The sequence below is a fragment of the Lacticaseibacillus salsurivasis genome (assembly GCF_036246225.1).
Taxonomy (GTDB): Bacteria; Bacillota; Bacilli; order Lactobacillales; family Lactobacillaceae; genus Lacticaseibacillus; species Lacticaseibacillus salsurivasis.
In genome coordinates this window covers 18,879-44,237 of record NZ_BTTP01000013.1, presented here as the reverse complement: position 1 = coordinate 44,237, position 25,359 = coordinate 18,879, and the positions used below count along the sequence as shown (strand labels likewise).

Annotated in this window: 25 protein-coding genes and 1 tRNA gene; 5 read left to right on the top strand and 21 right to left on the bottom strand. The window is 53.9% G+C overall.

Annotated elements, in window-relative coordinates:
- Positions 1-129: 129 nt before the first annotated feature.
- Both AAA927_RS09355 and AAA927_RS09350 read left to right on the top strand, forming a co-directional pair.
- Positions 130-339: a DUF1659 domain-containing protein gene (locus AAA927_RS09355; RefSeq protein ID WP_338217625.1), complete on the top strand. Its 210-nt coding sequence runs from the start codon at positions 130-132 to the stop codon at positions 337-339.
- A 34-nt stretch (positions 340-373) separates the two neighbouring features.
- On the top strand, positions 374-595 hold the full coding sequence (locus AAA927_RS09350) for a DUF2922 domain-containing protein (protein ID WP_338217624.1): 222 nt from the start codon (positions 374-376) through the stop codon (positions 593-595).
- A 56-nt stretch (positions 596-651) separates the two neighbouring features.
- Here AAA927_RS09350 and AAA927_RS09345 read toward each other — a convergent pair whose 3' ends face one another.
- From AAA927_RS09345 to AAA927_RS09335, 3 genes are read right to left on the bottom strand one after another with little or no spacing between them, the layout of a single operon-like run.
- Positions 652-1,581: a glycosyltransferase family 2 protein gene (locus AAA927_RS09345; RefSeq protein ID WP_338217623.1), complete on the bottom strand. Its 930-nt coding sequence runs from the start codon at positions 1,579-1,581 to the stop codon at positions 652-654.
- Positions 1,582-1,636: 55 nt separating this feature from the next.
- On the bottom strand, positions 1,637-2,431 hold the full coding sequence (gene map / locus AAA927_RS09340) for a type I methionyl aminopeptidase (protein ID WP_338217622.1): 795 nt from the start codon (positions 2,429-2,431) through the stop codon (positions 1,637-1,639).
- An 18-nt stretch (positions 2,432-2,449) separates the two neighbouring features.
- Positions 2,450-3,385, bottom strand: coding sequence for an NAD-dependent epimerase/dehydratase family protein (locus AAA927_RS09335; RefSeq protein WP_338217621.1), 936 nt, complete (start codon positions 3,383-3,385; stop codon positions 2,450-2,452).
- A 223-nt stretch (positions 3,386-3,608) separates the two neighbouring features.
- Here AAA927_RS09335 and AAA927_RS09330 point away from each other — a divergent pair, with 223 nt between their 5' ends.
- Entirely contained in the window at positions 3,609-4,067 is a 459-nt protein-coding gene (locus tag AAA927_RS09330; protein ID WP_338217620.1) for a flavodoxin, read from the top strand.
- An 85-nt stretch (positions 4,068-4,152) separates the two neighbouring features.
- Positions 4,153-4,458 (top strand): hypothetical protein, encoded by a 306-nt coding sequence (locus AAA927_RS09325; protein WP_338217619.1) that lies wholly within the window; start codon positions 4,153-4,155, stop codon positions 4,456-4,458.
- Between the two features lie 43 nt (positions 4,459-4,501).
- Here AAA927_RS09325 and rfbB read toward each other — a convergent pair whose 3' ends face one another.
- From rfbB to AAA927_RS09300, 5 genes are all read right to left on the bottom strand, one after another.
- Positions 4,502-5,512: a dTDP-glucose 4,6-dehydratase gene (rfbB, locus tag AAA927_RS09320; protein WP_338217618.1), complete on the bottom strand. Its 1,011-nt coding sequence runs from the start codon at positions 5,510-5,512 to the stop codon at positions 4,502-4,504.
- Between the two features lie 75 nt (positions 5,513-5,587).
- On the bottom strand, positions 5,588-6,658 hold the full coding sequence (locus tag AAA927_RS09315; protein ID WP_338217649.1) for an endonuclease/exonuclease/phosphatase family protein: 1,071 nt from the start codon (positions 6,656-6,658) through the stop codon (positions 5,588-5,590).
- A gap of 64 nt (positions 6,659-6,722) precedes the next feature.
- The gene (locus AAA927_RS09310) at positions 6,723-7,742 is read right to left on the bottom strand and encodes a YihY/virulence factor BrkB family protein (RefSeq protein WP_338217617.1); all 1,020 of its coding nucleotides are present in this window, start codon (positions 7,740-7,742) and stop codon (positions 6,723-6,725) included.
- Between the two features lie 96 nt (positions 7,743-7,838).
- Positions 7,839-9,197, bottom strand: coding sequence for a DUF2252 domain-containing protein (locus tag AAA927_RS09305; protein WP_338217616.1), 1,359 nt, complete (start codon positions 9,195-9,197; stop codon positions 7,839-7,841).
- Between the two features lie 64 nt (positions 9,198-9,261).
- Complete coding sequence (locus AAA927_RS09300; protein WP_338217615.1) at positions 9,262-9,873, bottom strand: TetR/AcrR family transcriptional regulator; 612 nt, start codon at positions 9,871-9,873, stop codon at positions 9,262-9,264.
- Between the two features lie 309 nt (positions 9,874-10,182).
- Here AAA927_RS09300 and AAA927_RS09295 point away from each other — a divergent pair, with 309 nt between their 5' ends.
- On the top strand, positions 10,183-11,415 hold the full coding sequence (locus tag AAA927_RS09295; protein WP_338217614.1) for an aminopeptidase: 1,233 nt from the start codon (positions 10,183-10,185) through the stop codon (positions 11,413-11,415).
- Between the two features lie 60 nt (positions 11,416-11,475).
- On the opposite strand, the gene AAA927_RS09290 is transcribed toward AAA927_RS09295, so the two are convergent.
- The 13 genes from AAA927_RS09290 to AAA927_RS09230 all read right to left on the bottom strand — a co-directional run bounded on the left by AAA927_RS09290 (position 11,476) and on the right by AAA927_RS09230 (position 25,198).
- A complete protein-coding gene (locus AAA927_RS09290) occupies positions 11,476-14,790 on the bottom strand; it encodes a BspA family leucine-rich repeat surface protein (RefSeq protein ID WP_338217613.1) in 3,315 nt (1,104 codons plus the stop codon).
- Positions 14,791-14,942: 152 nt separating this feature from the next.
- A complete protein-coding gene (locus AAA927_RS09285) occupies positions 14,943-16,286 on the bottom strand; it encodes a PFL family protein (protein WP_338217612.1) in 1,344 nt (447 codons plus the stop codon).
- Between the two features lie 9 nt (positions 16,287-16,295).
- Positions 16,296-16,562: an ACT domain-containing protein gene (locus AAA927_RS09280; protein ID WP_338217611.1), complete on the bottom strand. Its 267-nt coding sequence runs from the start codon at positions 16,560-16,562 to the stop codon at positions 16,296-16,298.
- 115 nt (positions 16,563-16,677) lie between these two features.
- Positions 16,678-17,613: a LacI family DNA-binding transcriptional regulator gene (locus AAA927_RS09275; RefSeq protein WP_338217610.1), complete on the bottom strand. Its 936-nt coding sequence runs from the start codon at positions 17,611-17,613 to the stop codon at positions 16,678-16,680.
- Positions 17,614-17,658: 45 nt separating this feature from the next.
- Positions 17,659-18,096 (bottom strand): hypothetical protein, encoded by a 438-nt coding sequence (locus AAA927_RS09270; RefSeq protein WP_338217609.1) that lies wholly within the window; start codon positions 18,094-18,096, stop codon positions 17,659-17,661.
- Positions 18,097-18,271: 175 nt separating this feature from the next.
- Positions 18,272-20,605: an ABC transporter ATP-binding protein/permease gene (locus AAA927_RS09265; protein ID WP_338217608.1), complete on the bottom strand. Its 2,334-nt coding sequence runs from the start codon at positions 20,603-20,605 to the stop codon at positions 18,272-18,274.
- Between the two features lie 195 nt (positions 20,606-20,800).
- Entirely contained in the window at positions 20,801-21,022 is a 222-nt protein-coding gene (locus AAA927_RS09260; RefSeq protein WP_338217607.1) for a hypothetical protein, read from the bottom strand.
- A 50-nt stretch (positions 21,023-21,072) separates the two neighbouring features.
- Positions 21,073-21,336 carry a GlsB/YeaQ/YmgE family stress response membrane protein gene (locus AAA927_RS09255; protein WP_338217606.1) on the bottom strand — a complete coding sequence of 88 codons (264 nt, stop codon included), beginning with the start codon at positions 21,334-21,336 and terminating at the stop codon, positions 21,073-21,075.
- Positions 21,337-21,495: 159 nt separating this feature from the next.
- Complete coding sequence (locus AAA927_RS09250; protein WP_338217605.1) at positions 21,496-22,179, bottom strand: hypothetical protein; 684 nt, start codon at positions 22,177-22,179, stop codon at positions 21,496-21,498.
- 57 nt (positions 22,180-22,236) lie between these two features.
- Positions 22,237-22,310: transfer RNA gene (locus AAA927_RS09245), tRNA-Arg, on the bottom strand.
- Between the two features lie 62 nt (positions 22,311-22,372).
- Entirely contained in the window at positions 22,373-22,795 is a 423-nt protein-coding gene (locus tag AAA927_RS09240; RefSeq protein WP_125581571.1) for a DUF3284 domain-containing protein, read from the bottom strand.
- A 124-nt stretch (positions 22,796-22,919) separates the two neighbouring features.
- Positions 22,920-24,203, bottom strand: coding sequence for a DEAD/DEAH box helicase (locus AAA927_RS09235; protein WP_338217604.1), 1,284 nt, complete (start codon positions 24,201-24,203; stop codon positions 22,920-22,922).
- Between the two features lie 14 nt (positions 24,204-24,217).
- On the bottom strand, positions 24,218-25,198 hold the full coding sequence (locus AAA927_RS09230; protein ID WP_338217603.1) for a Gfo/Idh/MocA family protein: 981 nt from the start codon (positions 25,196-25,198) through the stop codon (positions 24,218-24,220).
- Positions 25,199-25,359: the final 161 nt, after the last annotated feature.

Genomic DNA, 25,359 nt, shown 5'->3' with positions numbered 1-25,359 from the left:
AGAAACCAACCCTCCTATTGTAGCGAAATCTCAACTTTTTTCCAAATCACTGTTTCAAATTGGCCGAGTTATCGATTTATATAGTGTAGGCAAAATCCTACGACTAAATCATGAAGGGAGGTATCGCCCATGCGTCTCGTTAAACGACAAGCCGTGCGTTTCACGTTCCATGATCCGAGCGACCCAGAATACACCCTGAGCCGCACTTACGGGTCCATCAAGCAAACGGCCCAAGATGCTGAGCTGCTGGCATTCGGCAAGGCGCTGGCCGCGCTGTTGCCAGGCGACCAACTGGCCAACGTCCAAGTGACCATCGCCAGTGATGTCGAAGCCGACTAGTGACACCCAATCTTGAAGAAAGGAGGAGAGGCTCATGCTAGGCAATCTTGTGTTGACCTTTTTGGACAGCCAGAACAAAAAGCGGAATCTGACCATCCGCGAAATTCCTGAGACAGTTGATCCCGAAGCCATCAAAGCCTTGGTTGAATTGATCACCGTCCAGAATTTCTTCGGCAACGATGATATCAGCTGGTATCAGTCTGCTTACAGCGCCAAGTTGGTGCTGACGACCGAGAAAATCTACTTCTCTGTCTAGCATTTGATTCACCATTCAGCACTGAACGCCTGCCCGAGCTGTCGGACAGGCGTTTTTTAGTGGTGGTCGTCGTTGGTTTCTTTGAGGATGTACTGCGGCCGATTTTTCGTTTCTAAGTAGATCTTGCCGACGTACTTGCCAATCATCCCCAGTGACAGCAGTTGCAACCCACCGAGGAACAAAATGATACAGACCAAGGATGGCCAGCCGGCGACGGAATTATTGAACAGTAGCGCCCGCACAAAGATGAAAATCAAGGCGACCGCGGCGCTCACACAACTCACCGCGCCGACGATCGAGGCCACGTTCAGCGGGGTTTCGGAAAAATTCACGATGCCGTCGAAGGAGTAGTTCAACAGCTGCCAAAAGTTCCAAGAGGTTTTGCCTGCCACCCGTTCACGATTTGGGTAGTCCAGGTACGTCGTGTTGAACCCCACCCAACTAAACAGTCCTTTAGAAAAGCGGTTGTACTCCGACAGTTCCAAAATGGCGTCAACCATTTGCCGGGTCATCATGCGAAAGTCACGCACCCCATCGATAAACTCGGTGTCGGAAATGCGATTGATCAGCTTATAGAAACGCCGGGCAAAAAAGCTACGAATTGGAGGTTCGCCCTTGCGATCCACGCGCCGCGTCCCGACACAGTCAATCTCCCCTTGCTTGAGCATGGTCACCATTTTTGGTAACAAATCCGGTGGGTCTTGGAGATCGGCATCCATCACCACCACCAAGCTGCCCTTGGCATGTTGGAGGCCAGCATACAGCGCCGCCTCTTTGCCGAAATTCCGGGAAAATGACAAGTAGCGGACGGCCTTATCCTTTAAAGCCAGCGCGCGCAATTCAGCCAACGTGTGGTCTTTTGACCCATCATTCACAAACAGGTACTCAACCGATTCCCCTAACTCCGGCCGAATGGCTTCGACCGCCTGGTAAAACAAGGGCACCGTTTCTTCTTCGTTATAACAGGGCACGACGATCGATAACATGCGCATCCTCCTCAAAAAAACGGCCAGACCATCTGCTGGCCTGGCCGTTCTCATTTTACAGCAAGTATTTTGCGTCTGCCACTGGATCTTGACTGGTCAAAATCTTCGGGCCGTCATTGGTAATGACCAACGTGTGCTCATACTGAGCGCAATCAGAGCCATCGGCGGTGACGTAGTATTCCCAGTCATCATGCGGCACCTGCTTGGCTTTGATCTTCCAAGTGCCGGTAGTGATCATCGGCTCGATGGTGATGGTCATGCCGGCCTTAAGGCGCAAGCCATGACCAGGTTCGCCATAATGCGGGACGTTCGGCGCTTCGTGCATGGTCGGCTGAATGCCGTGGCCAATCAGCTCGCGGACATCGCCGTAACCCATTTCATCTTCGGTGTAGTGCTGAATGGCATAGCCGATATCACCAAGGCGATTGCCCACCACGGCCTGGTCGATACCCAGATACAACGCTTTTTTGGTCACATCCATAAGCTTTTGCCGCTCTGGGGAAATGGTGCCCACCGCGTAGGTCCAGGCGGAATCGGACATGTACCCCTGCCAGTTAACAACAGTGTCCACCGTGACAATGTCGCCGTCTTTCAAATCCAGGCCTTTGCGCGGCACGGAATGCGCCACTTCATCGTTGATGGCCACGCAGGTCGCGTACTTATAGCCTTCAAACCCGAGTTCGGCGGGAATGGCGCCGTGGCTTTCGATGTATTCGCGGCCAACTTTTTCAATTTCCCAGCTGGATACGCCGGGCTTAATGATTTCAGCGACGGCATGGTGCATACCAGCCAAAATGGCGCCGGACTTCGCCATGCCTTCAATTTCACGCTGTGATTTTAATGTAATCAAAAACTTGCATCTCCCTGTTTATTTGACGGAATCAACGTACTGAGCCAGCCCAGTAGCCAATGGCGTGTGGGTCATGAAGCCAAACTGGTCAATTTTGCTGGCGTCGGCATAGGAATCATGAATATCACCGGCCCGCTCTGGCTTGAAGCTGGCGTTCAGGTGCTTGCCGGTGAGGGTTTCAAGCTGCTTGGCCACGGTCATCAAAGCGGTTTGCTTGCCGTTGGCGATGTTGAAGACATCGGCCTTAGCTGCCGGCGTGTGCAAAAGCCCTACAATGGCGCTAACGACATCTCCGACATAGACAAAATCGCGGGTTTGCGAGCCGTCGCCGAAGAACGTGAACGGCTTGTCGTTCAACAGGCTGTCCATGATGATGGAAAGCACGCCGCTGTATGGGGACTTCGGATTTTGCTTTGGCCCGTACACGTTGAAGAACCGGACGCAGACCATCGGCATGTCATACAGCCGGCTGTAGTTAATGATGGCGCGCTCGGTGGCATATTTGTCTACGGCGTACTGGGTCAGTGGTTGCACCGCCTGGTCCTCGCGCTTCGGCATTTCTGGCAGCTCGCCATAGACGGCAGCGGAGCTGGAGAAGAACAGCTTCTTGAACGGTATCTGTTTGGCGCGCAGCGTTTCAATGATGTTCAGGTTAGCTTCTTGGTTGACCAGATGCGTCTGATACGGCCGCTCCACGGAGTCCGCCACGCTGGCAATCGCCGCCAGCAAAACGATGTAATCGAACTGGCCATCTACCAGCAATTGACTCATGAAAGCATGATCGGTAATTGAGTGTTCAATGAACGTTACCCGCGGCGAATCTGGAATGTTGCTTTTCAGTCCCATCGACAAATCATCCACAATGGTGATTTCAGCCTCCGGTTCTGTCAACAACTGTTCGGTCAGGTTCGAGCCAATAAAGCCCGCGCCGCCTGTCACTAAATACTTACTCATTTTTTCACTCCCTATGCGACTCATTACAATTCACGATAAATCATAACACAACCCGGGAAAATAACGAAGAAAGGCTGGGGAGCGGAGCGCGCTTCGCCCGACAGGTAGCTACTTCTGGCGTAGTAAGTGCACCCAGCTACACCGCCTTTTCCCTTCCTAGTCCTTTCCCCTGTTTTCTGCTATACTAATTCGGACAAATCGAACCTGAAAGGACGAAATATTCATGGCTACTGCAAAAATCGTATATGCCAGCATGACTGGGAATAATGAGGAAATCGCCGGCATCGTCGAGGAAGAGTTGGAAAACTACGGCTACGAGGTCGAAACCACCGAGGTCTCACAGGCCATGGCCGAGGATTTTCAAGACGCAGATATCTGCGTGGTGGCCACTTACACGTACTCCGATGTCGGTGAAGGCGTCCTGCCTGATGAAGCAGTGGACTTCTTCGATGATCTCAAGACGCTTGATTTGAGCGGCAAGGTCTACGGCTGCTGCGGCAGCGGCGATCGTTTCTATGATGATTTCTGCACCAGCGTCGACGATTTTGACCAGGCGTTTGCCGCTACTGGGGCCACCAAAGGCGCAGCCAATGTCAAAATCGACCTGACACCAGAAGAAGACGACATTAAGGCGCTAGAGAAGTTTTGTCTGGACCTGAAGAACAAGGCGCAAAGCCTTTAACCCATCTGCAATAACCGGCCAGCTGCGTGCTGGCTTTTTTAAATGGCAGCGGTATAATTCGGGCAAAATGATGGCGGACGCTGACATGAACCGATATATCGAGCGGCTATTGGCCGCAGGTGTTTACTCCCGGTTAATCAAACTAGCCTTGCACATTGCGGAAAACGTTAAGCGCAGCAAGAGGCAAAAGGTGACTTTTGCTCTGATTGCGGGCGGCTTCATCCTCATCGGCTTGCTCGCCTTGGCCGGATTTGCCTTTGTCATCAGTCAGTTGTTCAAGTACGGCGGCGGTGAAATTGGCCTAGTCGTGGCGCTCGCGCTACTTGGTGTTGCGGGCGTTTGGTTCCTCATCATCGGGTTAGCGTTAGTCCAATCTTACCGTCGGGTCTAAACGTAACCCAAATACCGCCATCCTCAGCTGGACGGCGGTATTTTTATTGCTGATGTTCCGCATATTTTGCTTCCACCGCTGCTTTTTTCGGCGCCCACCAGGCTTCATGTTGTTTGTACCACTGAATAGTCTGCTTCAACCCGGCGCGAAAATCAGTCATTTGCGGCTGCCAGCCAAGTTCATGGGTTAACTTGCTGGCATCGATGGCATAACGCCGGTCATGGCCCGGCCGATCCGTCACGAAATCAAAGGCATCTTTGGGCTGCCCCATCGCCTCTAGAATCAGCTGCATCACAGTCAAATTGTCCAACTCTTGGTTGGCGCCAATCAGGTAAGTTTCCCCAATCCGGCCGCAGGTCAAAATCGTCCAAATCGCTGCGGAATGATCCGCAGTGTTAATCCAATCCCGCACATTGCGCCCGGTGCCGTAAAGTTTCGGCCGGCGCCCGGCGAGGATATTCGTGATGGTGCGCGGAATGAATTTTTCAATATGCTGATAAGGCCCGTAATTATTTGAACAGTTGGACAGCGTGGCCCGCACGCCGAAGCTGCGGGTCCAGCCGTGCACCAGCATGTCACTGGCCGCCTTGGTCGCCGAATATGGGCTAGAAGGCAAATAGCGAGTTTCTGGGGTGAACTTCAACTCTGCTGCGCCAATCGTGGCCAGCGGTAAATCGCCGTACACCTCATCAGTCGACACATGATGAAACCGCACGTCATACCGCCGCGCCGCCTCGAGCAAGGTGTAAGTGCCAATCACGTTGCTTTCCAGAAACGGCCGCGGATCGCGCAAGGCATTGTCGTTGTGACTTTCCGCGGCGAAATGGACACAGGCATCGACCTGCGCCATCAGTTGCCCCACCAAAGCGGCATCGCAAATATCGCCCACCACCAGCCGGACCTGGTCGCCGAGCACGTCTGCTAAGTTGGCCCGATTACCCGCATAGGTGAACTTATCTAATACGATGATGGTCACTGCTGGGTGGTGCTGGCGAACGTAGCGCACAAAGTTAGCCCCGATAAACCCGGCGCCGCCTGTGACAAGAAGTTTCATCTTATCCCCCCTGACTGCCAGCTGTCATTCAAACCAGAAGCCTGTGCAGTCCCTTTGTGGATGCACAGGCGGTGCTCATTTAAGCGTAAAGCGTAGCTGAACGGGATTGTGGTCAGAATACTTGAAGCCAGTATCGACCACCTGGACCTGCTTAGCCTCGATATTCGGCGAAAGGATGAAGCCGTCAATCAACGTCTTAAAGCTGGTCTTGGGCGACCACGGCTTGTCCAGCCCCCGCGCAGACGGCACAGCTGCCGCGGCAAGGCCCGCTGTCGGCTGGTAGAAGCCAGCCGGCAGCTGCTCCACTGGAAAAGGATGCGTCCACGTCTGCGGCTTGGCACTGGTGTGGAACACAGCCGGCGCGTTTTTGAGCACGCGGTGATTATAATCCCCACCGAACATCACATAGTTGCCATCAGCATAGGCGGCGGCCATGTACTTGAACAACTTGGTGAACTGCGCCTGTTGCACCGCCTGGTTTGGGGTAAAGGCCGACAAGTGCACATTGACCAGAATCAGTGATTTGCCGTTCGCGACTGGCACCGTACTCATGGAAAAAGCGCGGTCGAGATCCATCAGCTTGTTGTAATCCGTATCCACCGGTAACTGGTAACGCCGCGCCGAGCTGATCTTCGCCTTGCTGGTGGTGACCAACCCCGACTTGGCCGCGCCAATGGGCTGGGTGACCGGGAAAAACAGGTACGCAGAGTCGTAGTTTTGCGCGAATACCAAGTCAGACTCCGGCTGGCCCTGTCCCAGCAAGGCCACCTCATCCACGTGCCGCGACCGGTCGCCATCGCGATCCACCTCTTGGTAAAACGCCACATCTGGGGCAACTTGCTGCGTGGTTTTGACCACCCCGTTCAGGCTCCGGCGCACCGCCGCGGCGCTGTACGCCCGCGAGTATTTGCCGCCGTCCATGAAGAAACTATAGCTCGGAGGATAACTCCCGTACCCAATGTTGTAAGTCATTGCCCGGTAAGTCTGCCCCGGCTTCAACGTCTCGGCCGCCTTGGCCTGATCAACCTTCAGCGGCTGATTATCCGGCACCCGGTGGTAGCTGGCGAACAGATACCCGACGTACCCGACCACCACCAAGGCCACCGCCCCGATGCCAATTCCAATACCCTTAACGATTTTTTTGATCATCATTTCCCCTATATAAAACCCGCCTTCACCAGAAAGCGGGAAATTCTTGGTGTACTGTCACTCAGCGCCGTTCCAACCGCCGTTGCTTAAGCTGCTTTTGATTGCGGCGAACAAAATCATGCACCTTACCCTTGCTACCCTTGGCGCGGCCGCCGTAGTATTCCGCCACAATCGCATTGACCACGGCGCCAATCAGCCACAGCATCGCCATGAAGTCCAGCCATAGCAGCAACACAATCACGGTGCTTAAGGTGCCGTAAGTCGAAATACGCGTGCCAAAATAGCGCATGTACCAGGAAAACGCCTGGGATAACCCCAGCCAACCGGCAATGGTCACAATCCCGCCCGGTAGCACGGTCCAGAAGTGAATGCGCGCGTTGGGCAAGAAATAGTCGATGACCAGCACCACGATGGCCAGCGCCGAGAGCGTCACCGGCCAGCGCCAAGTGTTAAAGGTCGCCAGCCACTGAGTGGACAGCCCGAGCTGCGGCACCAACCATTCCAAGAATTGCCGGCCAAAAGTAAAGGCCACCATGACGGAGCCGAGCAAAATCACCAGGGTAAAAATCATCAGCATCGAAAGCAGGCGTTGCACCAGATAATTTTGCTTGGCATCGACTTCATAGGCCCGGTTAAAGCCGGTTTTCAGGCCGCTGACGGCCATCCCCGCCGTCCACAACGTGACCACCCCAGCGACGGAAAGCACGCTGCCAGAACTGCTGGCAATCAGGTTCTGGATAATGGGATTGATGAAGTTCATCACGTCTTCAGGAATGATCTGGCCGAGGTAGCCTTGGATTTGGTAGTAGCTGAAGCCAAAGACCGGCAGTAAGTTCCCGAACACAATGAACATCGGAAACAGCGATAACAGCGTGTAATACGCCAGCGCCGCTGCCATGCTGCCAATCTGGGCATCCATGATGCGATCAATCATTAACTTAATCGCTTCGCCGAGCTTAATGTGCCGCGCCACCTGCAGCGACGCGAGCGGCACGCGGCCGCTATGTACCGCCTCTTTTTGCGCGGCGGTGAGTTTGGCGCTGTGAACGCGCTGGGTTGGGCGCTTAGTTTCCTTGCTCATCACGGCGCTCCTTTCACACTTGTAATAGTCCGCTTCAATTAAATTATAGCAAAACCATGTCGGTGAAAGAAAGGTTTCAGAAAATGGCAGGCGGCTTTAGTGCCCATACTTGGCCACAAACGCCGCATAATCATCAATCACCTGATGCAAGTAATCCTTCGCCCAATGCTGAATGGTTTCATCAAAGGTTTTATTCATGTACCCTGCCGCAATCGCCGCCATTGGACTTTGCGCATGCGCCATCGCTAGCAGGTAGCCGCAAACTCGGCCATACGCTGCGTACTGCCGCCAGTCCAGGGTGCTGACGTCAATCGAGCCTTTCATATCACGAAATTGCCGGACGTAGAAACTCTTCCCACCCAAGTTGAACCAGCCCAGAAAAGGATCCGAGGCTTTTTGCAAAATCTGCGTGGCGGCAATGATACGCTGACCTTCGCTGGCTTCCCGCTTCTGATCGACAGTGAAATCATTCGGCGCCAGTTCGCGCCGGCGTGGCAAGGCTTCTTTCACCTGCAGCACCAAGTGGCTACCACCCAGCCCGGTGAGCAGCACCAGGTAACAGCTCGTGCCAAAGCTGCCAATACCGACGCTGTGGCGAATGATATCGGTGATGTGATACTGCCCCAACAGCAGCGCCACATCCGCGCGGGTAGTTTGCTGATAAGCCAGCACCCCTTTCATCAAGGCAATTTCGAGGCCCTGGTCGACATGCACCGACCGCGGGGCGTCATCTTTGAACCGGCGCCGCTGGCCCACTTGTTCAGTGAATTTCTTCACGGTGGCTTGGTTATCGCGCTTGGCCGCTTTAGCCGCCATGGTGCGCACAAAGGCCGCGTCTTCTTCTGGCAGGTCGGCAATCAGCTCCTCCACCGGGGTGCTGGCGTAGAAGCGTTCCAAAGCCCCTTGCTTGAAGGCATTTTTCAATGCCTTGCGGTAGGTACGCACCACGTCTTGGACCAGGTCATCCAATGCGGATTCTTCAAAATGCTGATCTGCGCCAAACAAATAAATCGAAGTCGTCAGGCGTTTGACGTCGTATTCGAAGGCATTCGGCGCCGCTTCATCGAAGTCGTTCAGGTCAAATAGGAGCTGCCGCTCCGGTGAGGCGTAGAAGCCGAAGTTTTGCAGATGAACATCCCCATCGGTTAAGACGCGCAGCCCGGATTGCGCTTCATGGCTTAAGTCATAGGCCATCAGCTCGGCGGTGCCGCGGAAAAACGCCGCCGGATTAGCCGCCATTTTAGCGTGGCGCTGCGGCAGCAGCTCTTTGATCAGATTACTTTCAATGGCGTCAATGAACGCCACGGGGTCGCGTTTGATGACCGGCCGCCGTCCCAGCGCCGTGATGGGCACCTGGTCGCGGTGCGCTTTGCCCAACTCGTGCAGACCCTTGATTGAAGTCACAGTCGTTTGCGCCTGCAACCGTTTGAGTTCCGCTGCCATATCTGCTTGCATGTGCTTTGCCTCCATAAAAAATAGACTAGAGTTGCCTCTAGCCTACCACTTCTTAGGTGAATTTCTAACCTGCAATGGAACTTGCAATGGAAGGCGCTAAGCACGCCGCCGCAGCGTCACCGGAAAACCGCTTGTTAATAATGAAATCTTGAATCACGGCTTTGAGAATGTCGATCATCTGTTCCCGGGTGATATCGATAAAACCAGGCGCCATTAAGTTGGCAATCCCAGTCGCAACAATCCATAATCCCATAATCGTGTTGCGCTTTTCCGCATCAGTTAAGGATTCGGCCAGAGCATAAGTATCAAGGCGCTTCAGCGCGGTGGTCATCGCATATTCGCGCATGTCGGTGACCCCAAAGTGATCTTCCACAAACACGGCCCGGTACAGCACTGGATTCTCCAGCGCGAAGTTGATGTAGGCCAGGCCTAAATCAACCACCGGATCGGTGGTGAAGCGACGCGCAATTTTCGAAGCCAAAGTGGCTTTGATCTCGTCCATCACGGCTGTTTTGAGGTCTTCCATGTTACGGAATTCCAGATAAATCGGCTGCGTCGAGCACCCCATGCGCTTAGCGACGTTGCGGGCCGTGAAGCTTTTAAAACCTTCCTCGACCACTAAACCGTACGCCGCGGTCAGAATCTGCCCGTGCGTAATTGTTTTCTTTCTTGCCAAAAGTGTTCCCCCACTTTCTTGCTCCGAGGCTAATCGGAGACGCTCCCAACTCGTTCTTACACTAACTTACTTAACACACTGTTATTTTACCAAAAAATATATAAAAGGCAAATATATTTATTAGAATTCTCTATTTCATGCGAATTGGGGCATATTTTACCTGGAATACGCTCAGTGAATGCCTTTACGCCCGTATTCTCGCTGACACCGACCGTGTTATCTCAACCACCGACCGTGACGCTCAAGATAGACGCCTCTCACGATAACCGGTACAATATAAGGAAATCATTTGAAACGGAGGCACTTTTCATGACACTTCCTCATTTTGACGAACTCTTGCAAAAATATGCGACTCTCGCGGTGGACACTGGCGTTGGCGTCAAGCCTGGCGACACGGTTTACCTGCAGATTGGCACCGATCAGCTCGCTCTCGCGCATCTGATTACCGCCACAGCTTATCAGCGCGGCGCCGCCGAAGTCCAGGTCTGGTGGCAAGATGACTTTATCAAGCGCCAAGATATGGCCAACCTGGCTGATGACCGCTTGGCCAACCAGGCGCCGCAAACCAGCGCCATGTTCAACTACTGGCTGGATCACAACGCCAAGCGCATCACGGTGCACTCCGCCGATCCTGACAACCTCGCCGGCATCGATGCTGCCCGCGTGGCCGCTTACCAGCGCGGCTTCCAAAAGGCCTATGCGCCGCTCAGTGATGCTATTTCCTCGAACCGCATCAGCTGGACCATTATCGGCGCCGCATCGCCAAAATGGGCGGCCAAGGTCTTCCCTGATGACGACCCGGAAACGGCCTTGGATAACCTCTGGGATGCCATTTTCAAAACCGTCCGCATCTACGCCGACGACCCCGTCACGGCCTGGCACGCCCATGAAGAAGTCCTGCACAATAAGTCCGCCTGGCTCAACGCTGAACAATTCGATGCCTTGCACTACACCGCGCCTGGCACTGATTTGACCGTGGGCCTCCCAGCTGACCACATTTGGGCCGGCGGCAGTTCGTTGAACCCGCGGGGCGAAAGCTTCATGGCAAACATGCCCACCGAAGAAGTCTTCACTGCACCGGACAACCGCCGCATCGATGGCACGGTTGCTTCCACCAAGCCGCTTTCATACTCTGGCAATATCCTCGAAGGCATGCATTTCACCTTCAAGGCCGGTCAGGTGGTTGAGGCCCACGCCGACAAAGGCGACGCGGTGCTGCAGCACCTGCTGGCCATTGACGGCGCCCGCAGTCTCGGCGAGATTTCCTTGGTGCCAGACCCCTCTCCGATTAGCCAGTCCGGTTTGATTTTCTTCAGCACCTTGTATGATGAAAATGCTTCGGATCACATGGCGCTTGGCGCCGCTTATCCATTCTCCATCAAAGGCGGCGTGGACTTAACGCCAGCAGAGCTGACCGCCCGCGGTTTGAATGTCGCTGACACCCACGTCGACTTCATGATGGGTTCCGCCCAGATGAACATCGACGGCATCAAGAAAGACGGCACAGTGATTCCAATCTTCCGCAATGGCGATTGGGCCTAATTGAGCGTATATGAAAACCCGTGCAGCGATGCACGGGTTTTCTTATGGTCTCAAGTTGGCTTAGTCACGCTTGCGGCGCTTGGTGAAGCCGAGCAGGCCCAGTAAGCCGAGGCCGAGCAAGGTCAGGCCGCTGGCGACTTGACTGCCAGTTTGCGGTAAGGCCTGATTTTGATCGGTGGTGGTTGAACCGCCAGTGCTGAGGCTCGTTAGCTGGCCGCCGCCGACGGAGCCGGTGCCGGTGCTGCCGGTACCAGTGCTACCATTACCGGTATTTCCATTGCCATTGCTGCCACCAGATCCGCTGCCGTTGTCGGGGTCTGGGTCTGGCTGGCTCGGATTGGGATCAGGATTCTGATTGCCACCATCCTCAGTATCAACTTTCGTGTAAGTGACCGTGAAGGTTTCATCCTCCGGTAGGTCACTAAGCTCAGCATCGAAGGTCTTTGCTGGCACGACTGCGATTTCGGCCTCGTAGCCTTCAACTTCTGGCACGGGTAATGCGTCGTACCCGCCCTGGGCTGTGTACACCACGCCGTCATAGAACCGAAGATTGCGGCTCAGGGGATCCCAATCTTCTTCAGGCCAATCCCAGTGCCATTTCAGCTCCTGGACTTCATCCTGAAGGTGCCCTTCAGGCAAGCCTTGAAACTTAATGGTCCGCGTCGTGGTTGTGACCACTCGGTTCAGATGCAATTCTTCCGACGTCCAGGTCTCTTCACTTTCTGAAAGTTTAATGATCGCATCTGCATCTGGTAATTCAAATCCGGCAGGTAACGTCAGCTGAGCAAGGGGCACAATCTCACCAGGCTGACCGTATAGAATTTCCTCGCCCATCTCATAGCCCGTTTGACTGTCAAGGAATGTTATCGTATGGTGAACCACCGTTCCGTCAACCAACCGATAAGTATCAGGATAACCGCCATTGTATACTACGCCAAACTGGTGGCGAGTGACTTCGCCTTCCCAGACTTTACCAGATACTTCATCTAGTGACTTCGATAATGTACTATTTTCTCCTAGAGTGATTTCGTCCAAATTAGGCAATGCGCTTAGCATCTGATCAGTATCCGCCTGCCTCAAATCAAACCCTGAAATATCAATGGTCTGAAGCTCAGGCATAGCCGCAAAGGCTCTATAAGCATAGTCACCGCTAAATTTCCATCCTGACAGATCTAATGACTCTAGTTTCGCTCCTTCCAGAAAATATCCAATTTCCTCCACCTGCCCAACATTCCAGCTTTCAATGCCTAGCTCAGCCAAGTTGGAGCAGTGGTAAAACATGGAATGCATATTCGTAACGTTGCTCGTATCCCAGTTGGACAAATCTAGCCCTGTAAGGCTCTCGTTGTAGCTAAACATACGACTCATGGTCGTGACGTTACCCGTGTCCCAGTTGGACAGATCTAGTCCATTAAGGCTGTAATTATCTGTAAACATACCGCTCATCTTCGTTACGTTGCCCGTGTCCCAGTTGGACAAATCTAGCCCTGTAAGGTTGTAATTATATCCAAACATATAACTCATGTCTGTAACGTTGGCCGTGTTCCAATTGGACAGATCTAGACCTGTAAGGCTGTGATTGTATTCAAACATATACCTCATATCCGTAACGCTGCTCGTGTCCCAGTTGGACAAATCTAACCCATTAAGGCTGTGATTACCTGTAAACATACCGCTCATGTTCGTTACGTTGCCCGTGTCCCAGTTAGACAAATCTAGTCCGGTAAGGCTGTCATTATATCTAAACATGCCGCTCATGTTCGTCACGTTGCCCGTGTTCCAGTTGGACAAATCTAGTCCGGTAAGGCTGTCATTACCTGCAAACATATCGCTCATATCCGTAACGTTGCCCGTGTCCCACGTGGACAAATCTGGCCCAGTAAGGCTCTCGTTATGGCTGAACATACCACTCATGTCCGTAACGTTGCTCGTGTCCCAGTTGGACAAATCTAGCCCAGTAAGGCTCAGATTAAATCTAAACATATCACTCATGTCCGTAACATTGCGCGTGTCCCAGTTGGATAGATCAAGAGTAGTAACGTTGGAATTGTTATCGAACATGTGATTCATATCAGTGGTTTTGCTCACATTCAGTTTTTCCAGCCCATCATAGCTTGTAACCCCATTGAGGTTGGCAAAAAGGCTGCCGATTTTTTCTGGGGCGATGATACTGTCCTCAATCACAACGGAATTGATTTCTGTCTCAAATGGGGCCCAAGGCGCGTCACCAAATACAGAGGCACCTTCGCCTCCGGAGAGGTATAGGGTATTGTTTTCAATAGTCCAAGACACAGAGCCCCACTTTCTTTCAGATTCAACTGGAACTTTGTGATAAGTGTCCGCATTGTCACCCGTGTAGTCAGAATAGAAAGTAACACCAGTATTTTCTCCTTGCCACATAAAGTCCGGTCCGGCATTGAGATTCGTCAGTCGTGTTTCCGTCCCAAGAACAATTGTAGTCAAATTTAGGGTGTCTCCGTCGAACAAATCCATTTTGTTTGGGCTAGACCAAGATGAAATGTTCAGGTATTCCAGTTGATGCATCGAACTAAAGATGTCGTACAAATAAGGGTCCGCGTCAAGTTGCCAAGTGGAAAGATCTAGTGAAATCAAACCAGAACCGGCAAACATGCTATCCATATCATCGACATTTGCCACGTTCCAACTGCGTAGATCAATACTTTCTAGGCTGCTAGTACCGTAAAAAGCATTCCACATCTTCGTGACGTTGCTGGTATCCATATTGGATAGTCCTTCAAAAGACTTAACGGCACTGAAGTTAGCGAAAAGACTATGAATACTCTGCGGGGCGATAATCCGGCCAGTAATCTCTACTTTAGTAACTTGACCGGCAATAGATCGCCAAGGCGAAACCGCATTAGTATTTACGCCGGTGCCACCGGCGAGTGACAGCACGCCATCTTTAAACGTCCATTCTACATCACCCCAAGTGTCTCGAATCACGCCATCCTCGTCTGAGGTTAGCTCGTCCGCCTGGACAGCATCTATTGCTGGCGCTTCTACGCTTGGTTCAGGCTGGGACTGTTCTGGTAACTTTTCTTCAATTTCGGAAGCAGATTCTGGAACCCTTGTTGGCGTTTCAGCCTCAACCTCCTCGCTTTCCTCGTCAGGGAGTGGCGTTTCATCCCCCATTCCGGTGTCCACGCCTTCTCTCTCTGGCAGACTGACCACCGCATCACTCGGATTTTCCGGCGCCGTGATCATCGTTGAAACCTCAGTGGTTGTCGGCTCACTCCCCACCTCTGCTGCATTCGCCGTGAGCGGTGCCACTCCCCCCAGAATGGCAGAACTCATCAATACCGTCAGACCTAACGAGGCCGCCACGCGCACGCGACGGCGTTCTTGCTTACTCATCTTGCACTCCCTTTCGCTTACACTTATCAATGACATAATCTCTTACAAATATAATTGTAAATGATTACCCCTATTGACTGTCCATACAGAAGGGTTGGTGGACACTAAAAAACCTGATCGAAGGCTATTCGGTCAGGTCATGAATTAGAATATTAATTTTTGAAACTATGAATCGGCGCTGGAATTTGACCCCCTCGGGAAACGAAAACACTAGCATCCCCATCGTTAACCGCCATAATCGGTGCGCGGCCAAACAGCCCACCAAAGTTGATTGAATCGCCGACCGTTTTGCCTGGCACAGGAATGACGCGCACCGCGGTGGTTTTGTTGTTGATCATGCCAATGGCGGCTTCGTCGGCAATCATGCCCGCAATCGTTGTGGCCGGGGTATCGCCAGGAATGGCGACCATGTCCAACCCAACGGAGCAAACCGCCGTCATCGCTTCAAGCTTCTCCAACGATATTAGTCCAGCCTCGGCGGCCTTGATCATGTTGGCATCTTCTGAGACCGGGATGAAAGCCCCAGATAACCCACCGACGCGTTCGGCAGCCATGATGCCGCCTTTCTTCACCGCGTCATTGAGCAGCGCCAAGGCCGCAGTCGTGCCAGGGGTGCCGACGTGCGACAGGCCCAAGGTTTCGAGGATTTCGGCCACGGAATCGCCGCGGGCCGGCGTCGGGGCGAGCGACAGGTCGACGATGTTAAATGGCACGTGTAGGCGTTCAGCGGCGACTTTGCCGACGAATTGGCCCATGCGCGACACCTTGAAGGCCGTCTGCTTGATGATTTCACAGATTTCTTCAAAAGAAGCATCAGGCCGATCCGCAATCGCGCGTTGGACGACGCCAGGGCCGGAGACGCCGGTGTTGATGGCCACGTCGCCTTCTGAAACGCCCCAAAAAGCGCCAGCCATGAACGGATTGTCCTCCACCGCGTTGGCAAAAATCACCAGCTTCATCGCGTTGACGGGGTCAATGGCCGCGACCTGCTTGACCACCTCGCCCATAATTTTCACGGCATCCATGTTCAAGCCGTTGCGGGTGGAGCCGACATTCACCGAGCTGCACACGCGCTCGGTGGTAGCCAGAGCCTCGGGAATGCTGGCCATCAGGGCTTTGTCTGCCGGCGTGCAACCGGCTTGCACCGTGGCGGAATAGCCGCCGATCAGGTCAACGTTCACGGCCTTGGCAGCATCATCCATCGCCTTGGCGAACAGCGGAAAATTCGGGTGTGGATCACTCCCCGCTAGCAGGGCCACTGGGGTCACACTCAGACGCTTGTTCACAATGGGAATACCGAATTCATTTTCGATCGCGTCTGCGACTGGCACCAACTGCGCCGCTTGCGTCGTGATCTTATCATAAATTTTTTGCGCGGTGGTTTTACTGTCGCCGGTAATGCAATCCAGCAGCGACAGGCCCATGGTGATGGTGCGGATGTCGAGGTTTTCCTCGCTGATCATCTGAATGGTTTCTTTGATCTGCTGTGTTTCCATCGCGGCCTCCTACAGTTTGTGCATCGCGTCGAAAATTTCTTGCCGCGCGATTTTGACGTCGACGCCGATGCTGGTACCTAGGTCCTGCAGCTCGGCTTTGGTGTTAGTGAAGGCAGCGTCCTCTGGTAGCTGCGCCAGCAGCATCATGGTAAACGCCCCTTGCATAATGGTTTGCGACACATCGAGGATGTTCACATTCAAAGCAGCGAGTTTCGTGGTGACCGCGGCGATAATGCCCACTTTATCGGTGCCGATGACGGTGATGATAACTTGCATAGTGAGACCTCTTTTCCTGATATTGCTATCAGTTTAGCATAATGCCTCGCTGCGTGGGCGGCCAAAAACAGCACTGAAAACTGAAAAAAGCCGCCGCAGCGACTTTTCAGCAATGCTATGCTCTGGCAATAAAGTCAGACGCGATTTTGATTTGACCCGTTTTCGCTCCGGTAGCCAGCGCCAGCGCCGCGCGCCCCACTGCTTGAAAATGGTGGTCAATGGTTGAAATGCCAAGGAGCGCACTGGACACTTGGTTCTCCTGCCCCATCAAGCCTGGCAGCGGCAGGTGGTTTTGTTGGTAGTAATCATGGACCCCCAAGGCGATGTCATCGCCGTTGGCAAAGACGAAATCGGCGCCGTTCGCGGCAAAAAAAGCCCCGGCTTTAAGCCCATCGGCATAGGCCATCGAGCCAATCCAGGTTAAATCGGGGGCAGGCGCGGCGCCGATGACGCTGGTATACGCCTGCACCATGGCACTGGCGGTTGCGCTGACCTTCGGATCACGTGGCAGCATCAGCCCAATTCGCTGATAACCAGCCTGCTTAATCCAGTCAAAGGCTTCATGATAACTGGCCTGCCGATCCGTAAAAGCAGCAGGAATGGTGACTGACCCTGGATCTTGGCAAACCACCACCGGGCCAAACGCCTGCGCCGCCGCAATTTCGCTAATGGGCATGCTATGCGAGGTGAAAATCAGGCCATCAAACGCGTGCTGGCGGAGCTGCTCCAGATAGCGGCGTTCAAGCTTGGCATCATAATCTGTCGGCAGCAGCGTGACTTGGTACCCCTCCTCAAAGGCCGCTTCCGTAATGCCTTTGACCAACTCGGCGTAATACGGATGCGCCACCATGGCTAAAGCGACGCCAATTTTCTTGGTGTGGCCGCTGCTGAGATCGCGCGCCACCGCGTTCGGCACATAATTCAACTGCTGCATCACCTGCTCAATATGGTCGCGAACGGCTGGCGAAACGTATTTCCGGTGATTGAGCACCCGCGACACAGTGGAGACCGAGTAGCCACTCTCCCGGGCAATATCACGAATATTAGTCATGTTGATTCCTCCGCCCTTTAGTTTACCCGAAGTGGCCAGTCCTCGCTAGTTGAGCACGGTCTGGACATACTGGCGCGCGGCGGCGCCGGTCAGCGGCCATGCAGCTGTTTGTGCGCGCTTAGCCACCTTAGCCAACAAGTTTTCAGCGGCCTCGGAGCCATCAGTGGCGGGAATGAGCAAGGCCAACAAGTGCGAAACCGCTTGGCCGCTGCCCGTATCGCCCCAGCGCACGGGTTGACTCAAATTCAATCCCACCAGCTGCGGCGTCGTGATGTTTTGGCCACTGGCGTAAATCAAAGCGGTGTCGGCTGCGACAAAGTGGGCTCCTTTCACTTCACTGGCCAGCAAACTCGCATGCACGCCGGTCACATCCAGATTGAAGCGCCGCGCCAAGGCTTCGGCACTTTGCCGCAAAGCGGTCAATTCAGAAGGTGCGGTCAGCTTAAGTTCAATGAGTGGTTGCCGTATCATCGTCTTTAACATGTTGCATACCCCTTTCAACTCACGCGGTTTGAATCGCCTTCATTCAACAAGGTGAGTGTAAGTTGTGGGACGCGTTTCAGGTCAAGGGCGCCGCCCAAACTTTTTTCAGCAGCCAAAAAGGCCTCACCGCTGGCGGTAAAACCGCAAACCGTGAGGCCCAGGCAATCATAATCAATTATTCGGCGCGCAACGCGATAGCAGCGTCTTTCTTCGCGGCCATCCGGGCTGGCACATGCCCACCCAGCAGCGTCAAAATCGTGGAAATCAGCACCAGGATGATGGCGTGCACTGGATTGAGCACCGCCACGCCACTCAAGCCAGTGACATTGGCCAAGACGGCATTGATTGGGAACGTCAACAGCCAAGCAACAAAAATCCCAAACAAGCCAGCGCCAAAGCCCAGGATGAAGGTTTCGGCATCAAACACCCGGGTGATGTCTTTCTTCCGGGCCCCCAAGGCTTTCAGCACCCCGATTTCTTTGGTGCGTTCCAAGACTGAGGTGTAGGTGATGATGGCAATCATGATCATCGAAGTGACCAAGGAAATGCCAGCGAAGGCGACCAAGACGTAGGTGATGGCATCCATCAAACCGCCAGTCATATCAGAGACCGTACCGGCCAAGTCGGTGTAAATGACTTTGTCTGCTTTCGACTTGCCTTTGTTCCACTTGTCCAAATAAGCCAGCACCTTGTCTTTTTGCTTAAAGGTGGTGGGATAAATCTGCACCGAAGTTGGCGTGGACACGCCGCCCAGCGTAGTCATGATGGCAGTGCGGGTCGCTTGGTCCATTTGCTGGCCGGTCATGATGTTGGTGGTGCTTTGCTTTTGGGCCGCCACAATTGCCGAGGATTTATTTTCATCCAGCACCTGCTTGGTCAAAGCGGAGCTGTAAGCAATCCCTGACGCCAACAAGCCATCGGAGTTCTTGGACTTCACCCGCACAATCCCGGTGATACGCAAGGTCTTGGTGTTACTTGAGGCAGCCGCCTTGCTCAGATCTTGGGTGGGCAAATAGGTTCCGGTTGGCAGTTTGGTGTAGTAATCGTCGTTCGCCACCAACTGAACCGAAGTCCCAATCAGGTCGTTGAAGTTGAATTTCTGCCCTTCCTTGACGGAGAAGCCTAGGTTCTTCAGCGCATTGATGTTGACGGTGTTCTTCTTATCGACGACCAGCACAATGTCCGTCGCCTTCGTCGGGTAGCTACCACTGAGTAGCTTGTAGTACGTCTGCAAGAAGGTCTTGCCACTGCTGGTGCGTTTCACGGGATAGACACTGCCGCCAACGCCAGTGGACGCCGCCATCATCGCGCTGGCATCCACACTGGAACTGTCGGGATTGCTGGTGGAGAAGCTGACGGTTTGATACTTGCCATCCACTTTGCGGACTAGGTTCATGCCGGTGCCATAAGTGACCGCGATGCTGCGGGCATCTTTGGTCGGCATTTTGTTAATGTAATCCAGATAACTCTGAGTCAACTTGTTGGTGTGTTGCGCTTTATCCGCCGCACTCTTTTCGGCAGTGACGGTGGAGGACTTCGAGAAAGTCTTGGTTTCTGTCCCGGTCATCATCGCGTTGGTGTCAGTGCCGACTTGCGAAATCGTGACCGGCATCGAGGCCATGGCCTCGCTTTGGGTCTTGTCGATTTGCTTTTGGAAGCCGTTGGACAACGCCAGCACCACTGCGATGCCGATAATCCCAATACTGGAGGCGAAGACGGTGAGGAAAGTGCGGCCTTTTTTGGTGCGAATGTTGGTGGCGGAAAGCTTCAGCGCGGTCCAGTAGCTCATCTTCGTGTGGTTGAGTTTGAAGCCGTCTTGCTTTTCGCTTTCAACATGGGGATTGGAGTCGTGCTTGATTTGACCATCGGCAAATTCAATCACCCGGTCGGCGTATTTGTGCGCCAGCTCTGGATTATGCGTGACCATGATGACTAGGCGCTCTTTGGAGAGCTCCTTGATCAGCTGCATGATTTCTTCGGAGGTTTGTGAATCCAGCGCGCCAGTCGGTTCATCGGCCAGGAGGATTTCTGGGTCATTGGCAATCGCCCGGGCAATCGCCACCCGCTGCATTTGGCCACCGGAAAGCTGGCTTGGCTGCTTGTGCATATGATCCTTGAGCCCAACGCGAATCAAGGCGTTTTCGGCGCGTTTTTGCTTCTCTGCAGCAGGCACGCCAGACAGGGTCATCCCCATCTCCACGTTTTCCATAATGGACAAATGGGAAATCAGATTATACGACTGGAAAATAAATCCAACCGAATTATTCCGGTAGGCATCCCAATCGGCGTCCTTGAAGTCTTTGGTGGACTTGCCTTTGATCACCAAATCGCCGGAGTCATACCGGTCCAGGCCGCCAATGATGTTGAGCATCGTGGTTTTCCCGGACCCGGAAGGCCCAAGAATGGCGACGAATTCCTGCTTCCGAAACGCAACCGAAACGTCATCTTGCGCCTTCGTGAGGGTACCGCCGACGTGATAATATTTCTTGATATGTTTAAGTTCTAGCACTTGAGCACTTCCTTCATCTTTATTGGTTGCTTTCATCATACGCGTTTGCGCTTCAATCAACCAAGTACAAGTTTCGATTATGACAGGTTGTCGCTTTGGCGGCCTCCGCCTCAAGACTGATTCCCGTTATTTATTACAAAAAAAGATGAGGCGTTAACCTCATCCTGTCGAGTTGACAACGTGCGTGGTCATCGGCTAACGACGCGACCGGCGGTACCAAAGTGCCAGCCACCCGCTCAACAGCGCTAAGCCCACAAAGCCGGCCACGCCCAGCATGACCCAATGCAGCGGGCGCCAGTACGACCAGACCACGGCGCGTAAGCCAGGCACTGGCCAGACCAGGGCAATGAACATCATTCCTTCCACCAGCCCGAGTAAAATCACCAAGCCGAGGCCAATTCTTGTCACCAGTCGCATAGGCACCCTCCTCACTGGCGGAACCAGCACGCAGCTGTGGCCACCTGCACCTAACGCGCCGCTTTGCCGCCAAACACGCGCATGAGTAGCGAAATCACGAACACCACCAAAGCGGCACCGATGATTGCAGGGAGGATAGCCATTCCGGCCACGTTCGGCCCCCAGCTCCCGAAAATAGAGCCGCCCACCCATGCGCCGAGCAGGCCGCCAATCAGGTTGCCAATCCAGCCCCCAGGAAGATTGCGGCCAACAATCATCGAGCCAATGGCACCGATGACAGCACCAATAATCAATACCCAAATGAAATGAAGCATGGTCTCACTCCTTTCAGCTTGAAATGCCGGCAGGACGGTCCTGCCTAGTTTGAGTGTAACGAATTAGACACGCTAATAGTATTAATATGCTTATGGCTTTAATAATTAAATGAGTAGAAAAAAGCCCACCGCGATGGGTGAGCCTCGAATCAAAAGCGATTAACGATAGAGCACTCGGCACAGCAGCCAAGTACCACCGGCAATGCCGCCGAGCATCACGATCAGCCGCGCCAGCAGCCAGTTTAAAGTCACCCACTGGGATAACGCGGTCGGTGCCGCTGCCCACAGCAACAAGGCCACAATGACGAGCAGTACTGCTGCCACCGGCAAACCGCGGAGCATCATTTTTATATCGGCTGCGGACAAACTGGCCCCTAGATTGATCAAGAAAACGCCCACCACCCAGGCCAGCGCCCAACGCCAATCTGGGTTGAAGGTAGCCTGGTTGATCAGCGCAAGCGGTACGTTCGGCCAAAACACATACCGCGCGGTGATGAGTTCGAGGGTGCCACTGACCCACAGCGGAGCGCCACCAGCGAAAAATAAGCCGAAGCGCTGCCACAGGGATTTTTGCCGAAACCGCAGCGTCACGTGGCCCGCCGAACTCGCTTGCGGCCCATCATGTACCGAAAAGTCAGCAATCTGCATGCCAAACAGGCGGCCCAGCAAAGCGTGACTGAGCTCATGGAGCCAGAGGCCCGGCTTGGTGAGCCAAAGTTGGCTACTATTTTTGCCGCGGACATTGACCAGGTGCTGAATGGTGGCGGTATTGAGCCACGAAAGCCCCAAGGCGCCTGCCACCAGCAGCAATAACGTTGCCACAGCAGTTTGGACAATGATCATGGGGCTTCACCTCCTAGAACACAAAGGGCCTCTGATGTGAAATCAGAGGCCAAGCAATGCAACAAGCCGGACTCGAACCGGCCACCTACAGTTTAGGAAACTGTTGCTCTATCCAGATGAGCTATTGTTGCAGACAAGTACCAGTTTAACCAATTCGTTAGCCATCGGCAAATGGAATTGCCGCGGAGAAAAGTTAAATTTGGTCCTGAGAAGCGGCAATCTGCGCCCACATTTTCTTCATGCGGCGTTTCTTGCTCCAGCCAATCAAAATCATCATCAGCTGGGAATTACGCTTCTTCATCGTTTCAGCATAATCCACGTCTTCTTGATAGCTCACTTCAGTCCGGCCATCTTCAGTCGGGCGCAGTTCATACCGCGTGTGGTAGGTATCTGGCCCCGCAAAGGAATCGAAAGCGTAGGTTTGGTTCTGCACAATCTTAGTGATCTTGATACGAATACTACCACGCGGACCCATCGACTTGCGATATTCATAGCCTTGCAACATCGCTGGTGTCAGCGTCTGCCCATTTTCATGGTTAATATCATAAAGCACGGAATCAATGATGCGCTGATAGAAAAATGCCACTGGGGCGTCAACTGTATCTGTAACCTTCATGGAAAATGCCTCCGAATTAGCGGTCCCCCGCAAACTTGTATAGACTATTATAGTCACATTGAAAGTGAAACCGCAAACAGCATCAAGTTACTGGGACCGAGCAAACATTGAGACAAGGCGACACTTATTTCGCCTTGCGCTTGCCTTTATTCTTCCGGTCGCGCAACCGATTCTTCTTGTGGGCTTTCTTGGGTGCCGAGGTCACCACTTCTCCAGTCACATGCGCATGGCGCTGCGCAGCTGGCGTCGTTGGCGTGGCTGTCTGAGCCGCCTTGGCTGGGCGGGCCGGTTTTGCCTGTTCGACTGGCGCTTCGGTGCTCATCTTACCGTCATTCAAGTAGCCCCGGACAATCTGATACTGGGGCACAAGGCGGCGCAAATCGCGCAGGTCATGATCGTCGCCGAGAGTGATGACCATCCCCGCCGCCCCCATGCGGCCGGTGCGGCCTGAACGATGGATGTAGGCTTCCGGCCGTGTTGGCGTCTGGTAATTGATGACCGCCGGCAGGTGCGGAATATCCAGGCCCCGGCCGGCCAAATCTGTCACCAGCAGCAGCGTCACTTTGCCTTTGCGAAAAGCATTCAAGGCGTTCGCCCGGGTGGTGGCGCGGTCGGTGCGGTTCAGCACCGCAAACTTGACGCTTTGATGACTCAGCGTGCGCGCTACCTTCATCATCATGGCGTTTTGGTTGAAAAAGACCAACGCCTGAAATTTGTCGAGATGGGCCAGGTGCCGCAGCCAGACTTCGCGGTGCGCATTATCCGTTTGGACAAAATAATGCGTGACCGACCCCTGCGTATGGTCAATCGCCCGCACATCAATGCGCTCAACATCCTGCCCAAACCACTGCGCCAGCTCTTGGAACATGGGGCTATCCGTGGCCGAGAAGAAGCCCAGCTGCACATCAGCCGGCGCCGCTTGCGCCAGTTCGCGCACCTGTGACAAGCCCGGTTCGCGCAGCATTTCGTCGGCCTCGTCGATCACCAGCGTTTGCAGCCGCGCTAAACTCACGCGGCGCGAATCGACTAGCTCCAGCAAGCGGCCGGCTGTCGCCACAATCACTTCTGGATGCTGCTTCAGCAACTCGAGCTGCCGTTTGACATTCGCAGAACCGGTCACCCCTTGCAAATTCAACCCAGCCACTTTCGCATACGGCCGCAACACATCACGGGTTTGAATGGCCAACTCTTGGGATGGCGCCAAAATCAAGAGCTGGAGACCGTCATCTGGCACCAGCTTCTCTAGCAGCGGCAGGCCAAACGCCAGCGTTTTGCCAGAACCAGTTGGGGCCAGCCCCACAATGGAGTGATCTTGCTTCAGCGGTTGGTAAACCGCCGTTTGAATCGGCGTTTCTTCAGTAAAGCCCGCCGCTTGCCACAGCGGTTGAAAAATGGATGCAATTGCCATGTTCTCTCCTTACCCTATTGTGGGTCGTTGCCAAATTTAATCGTGGTGGTTGCCCGCAAATCACCGAGCACTTGATGAACCTGCTTGGCGAGGCGCCATTGCTGCGCAAAAGCGCTCTGATCATGGGTCATCAAGGCGTGGGCAAAATACCGCGCCTCGTCCACCATCGGATTCGCCGGTTGCGCCACATGTAAGTCCACCGTTTCTGCCCCCACCAGCTTCAGTTCATCGAGGCTACCGGTGGCCCCGAGTTGCAGCGTCGTTTTGCCAAAATAGATTTCACTGCTGGCGCTGGTGTTGTAGTTTTTCCCGAGCACCAAATTGACGTCGACATCGGCGTAGTGCAAATGGGCCACGCCGCCGCCGTCGACCCCGCTGGCCAGCATGCTGGGCAGGTACTCAACTTGCTCCGGCACCCCGAACCAAGCCACCGCCGCATAAACCGAATACACGCCCAGATCCATCAGCGCTCCGCCGCCAAAGCGGGGGGAGAAAATGTTGGGGTTTTCGCCGGCCAGATAGGCATCATAACGGGAAGAATACTTGGCGTAAACCAACGTCGCCCCGGTTAGCGCCGCCCGCCGCTGTTGCACGAGTGCGGTGATCTTAGTGAAGTTGGGATCATAGACATGCCGGGCCGCCTCAAAAATCAGGCATTCCGGATGCGCGGCTTGCGCGGATTCAATCATGGCCAGTTGACTGGGATGCGTCACCATCGGCTTTTCAACAATCACATGCTTGCCAGCGGTCAGCGCCGCCGCGACTTGCTCGGCGTGCAGGCCGTTGGGGCTGGCGATATACACCACGTCCAAGTCACTAGCGAAAAATGCTGACAGCTCAGTGTAGAGCGTTGCCTCATGGGTCTTGGCCGCAAAAGCCGCAGCCGTGGCCTCATGCCGCGAGTAGATTGCGGTCAGCTGATAGTCACCGGTACTTTCAGCGGCTTCGACGAACTGTTGCGTGATCCAATTGGTCCCAATGATGCCTAATTTCATGGCGCACCTTCCTTTCACATAGCTTCATTCTACCATCTCACTGGCGTCGGTGCCGCCTGCCTTTTATTGAAATATTTCGCTCATATTATTGTAAACAGAAATATAACCGGATGTAATACTCGGCGTGCTATGATAGGAGCATCAGAGCAAGGGGTTGCTCA

Excerpts from the sequence above, each read along its gene's own strand:
- AAA927_RS09255 (WP_338217606.1), bottom strand. The coding sequence starts at position 21,336 with ATGCTTCATTTCATTTGGGTATTGATTATTGGTGCTGTCATCGGTGCC.
- AAA927_RS09230 (WP_338217603.1), bottom strand. The coding sequence starts at position 25,198 with ATGAAATTAGGCATCATTGGGACCAATTGGATCACGCAACAGTTCGTC.
- AAA927_RS09275 (WP_338217610.1), bottom strand. The coding sequence starts at position 17,613 with ATGACTAATATTCGTGATATTGCCCGGGAGAGTGGCTACTCGGTCTCC.
- rfbB (WP_338217618.1), bottom strand. The coding sequence starts at position 5,512 with ATGAAACTTCTTGTCACAGGCGGCGCCGGGTTTATCGGGGCTAACTTT.
- AAA927_RS09305 (WP_338217616.1), bottom strand. The coding sequence starts at position 9,197 with ATGCAAGCAGATATGGCAGCGGAACTCAAACGGTTGCAGGCGCAAACG.
- AAA927_RS09355 (WP_338217625.1), top strand. The coding sequence starts at position 130 with ATGCGTCTCGTTAAACGACAAGCCGTGCGTTTCACGTTCCATGATCCG.
- AAA927_RS09345 (WP_338217623.1), bottom strand. The coding sequence starts at position 1,581 with ATGTTATCGATCGTCGTGCCCTGTTATAACGAAGAAGAAACGGTGCCC.
- AAA927_RS09235 (WP_338217604.1), bottom strand. The coding sequence starts at position 24,203 with ATGGCAATTGCATCCATTTTTCAACCGCTGTGGCAAGCGGCGGGCTTT.
- AAA927_RS09325 (WP_338217619.1), top strand. The coding sequence starts at position 4,153 with ATGAACCGATATATCGAGCGGCTATTGGCCGCAGGTGTTTACTCCCGG.
- AAA927_RS09270 (WP_338217609.1), bottom strand. The coding sequence starts at position 18,096 with ATGTTAAAGACGATGATACGGCAACCACTCATTGAACTTAAGCTGACC.
- AAA927_RS09280 (WP_338217611.1), bottom strand. The coding sequence starts at position 16,562 with ATGCAAGTTATCATCACCGTCATCGGCACCGATAAAGTGGGCATTATC.
- AAA927_RS09250 (WP_338217605.1), bottom strand. The coding sequence starts at position 22,179 with ATGATCATTGTCCAAACTGCTGTGGCAACGTTATTGCTGCTGGTGGCA.
- AAA927_RS09295 (WP_338217614.1), top strand. The coding sequence starts at position 10,183 with ATGACACTTCCTCATTTTGACGAACTCTTGCAAAAATATGCGACTCTC.
- AAA927_RS09310 (WP_338217617.1), bottom strand. The coding sequence starts at position 7,742 with ATGAGCAAGGAAACTAAGCGCCCAACCCAGCGCGTTCACAGCGCCAAA.
- AAA927_RS09350 (WP_338217624.1), top strand. The coding sequence starts at position 374 with ATGCTAGGCAATCTTGTGTTGACCTTTTTGGACAGCCAGAACAAAAAG.
- AAA927_RS09240 (WP_125581571.1), bottom strand. The coding sequence starts at position 22,795 with ATGAAGGTTACAGATACAGTTGACGCCCCAGTGGCATTTTTCTATCAG.
- AAA927_RS09260 (WP_338217607.1), bottom strand. The coding sequence starts at position 21,022 with ATGCGACTGGTGACAAGAATTGGCCTCGGCTTGGTGATTTTACTCGGG.
- AAA927_RS09330 (WP_338217620.1), top strand. The coding sequence starts at position 3,609 with ATGGCTACTGCAAAAATCGTATATGCCAGCATGACTGGGAATAATGAG.
- AAA927_RS09335 (WP_338217621.1), bottom strand. The coding sequence starts at position 3,385 with ATGAGTAAGTATTTAGTGACAGGCGGCGCGGGCTTTATTGGCTCGAAC.
- AAA927_RS09290 (WP_338217613.1), bottom strand. The coding sequence starts at position 14,790 with ATGAGTAAGCAAGAACGCCGTCGCGTGCGCGTGGCGGCCTCGTTAGGT.
- AAA927_RS09285 (WP_338217612.1), bottom strand. The coding sequence starts at position 16,286 with ATGGAAACACAGCAGATCAAAGAAACCATTCAGATGATCAGCGAGGAA.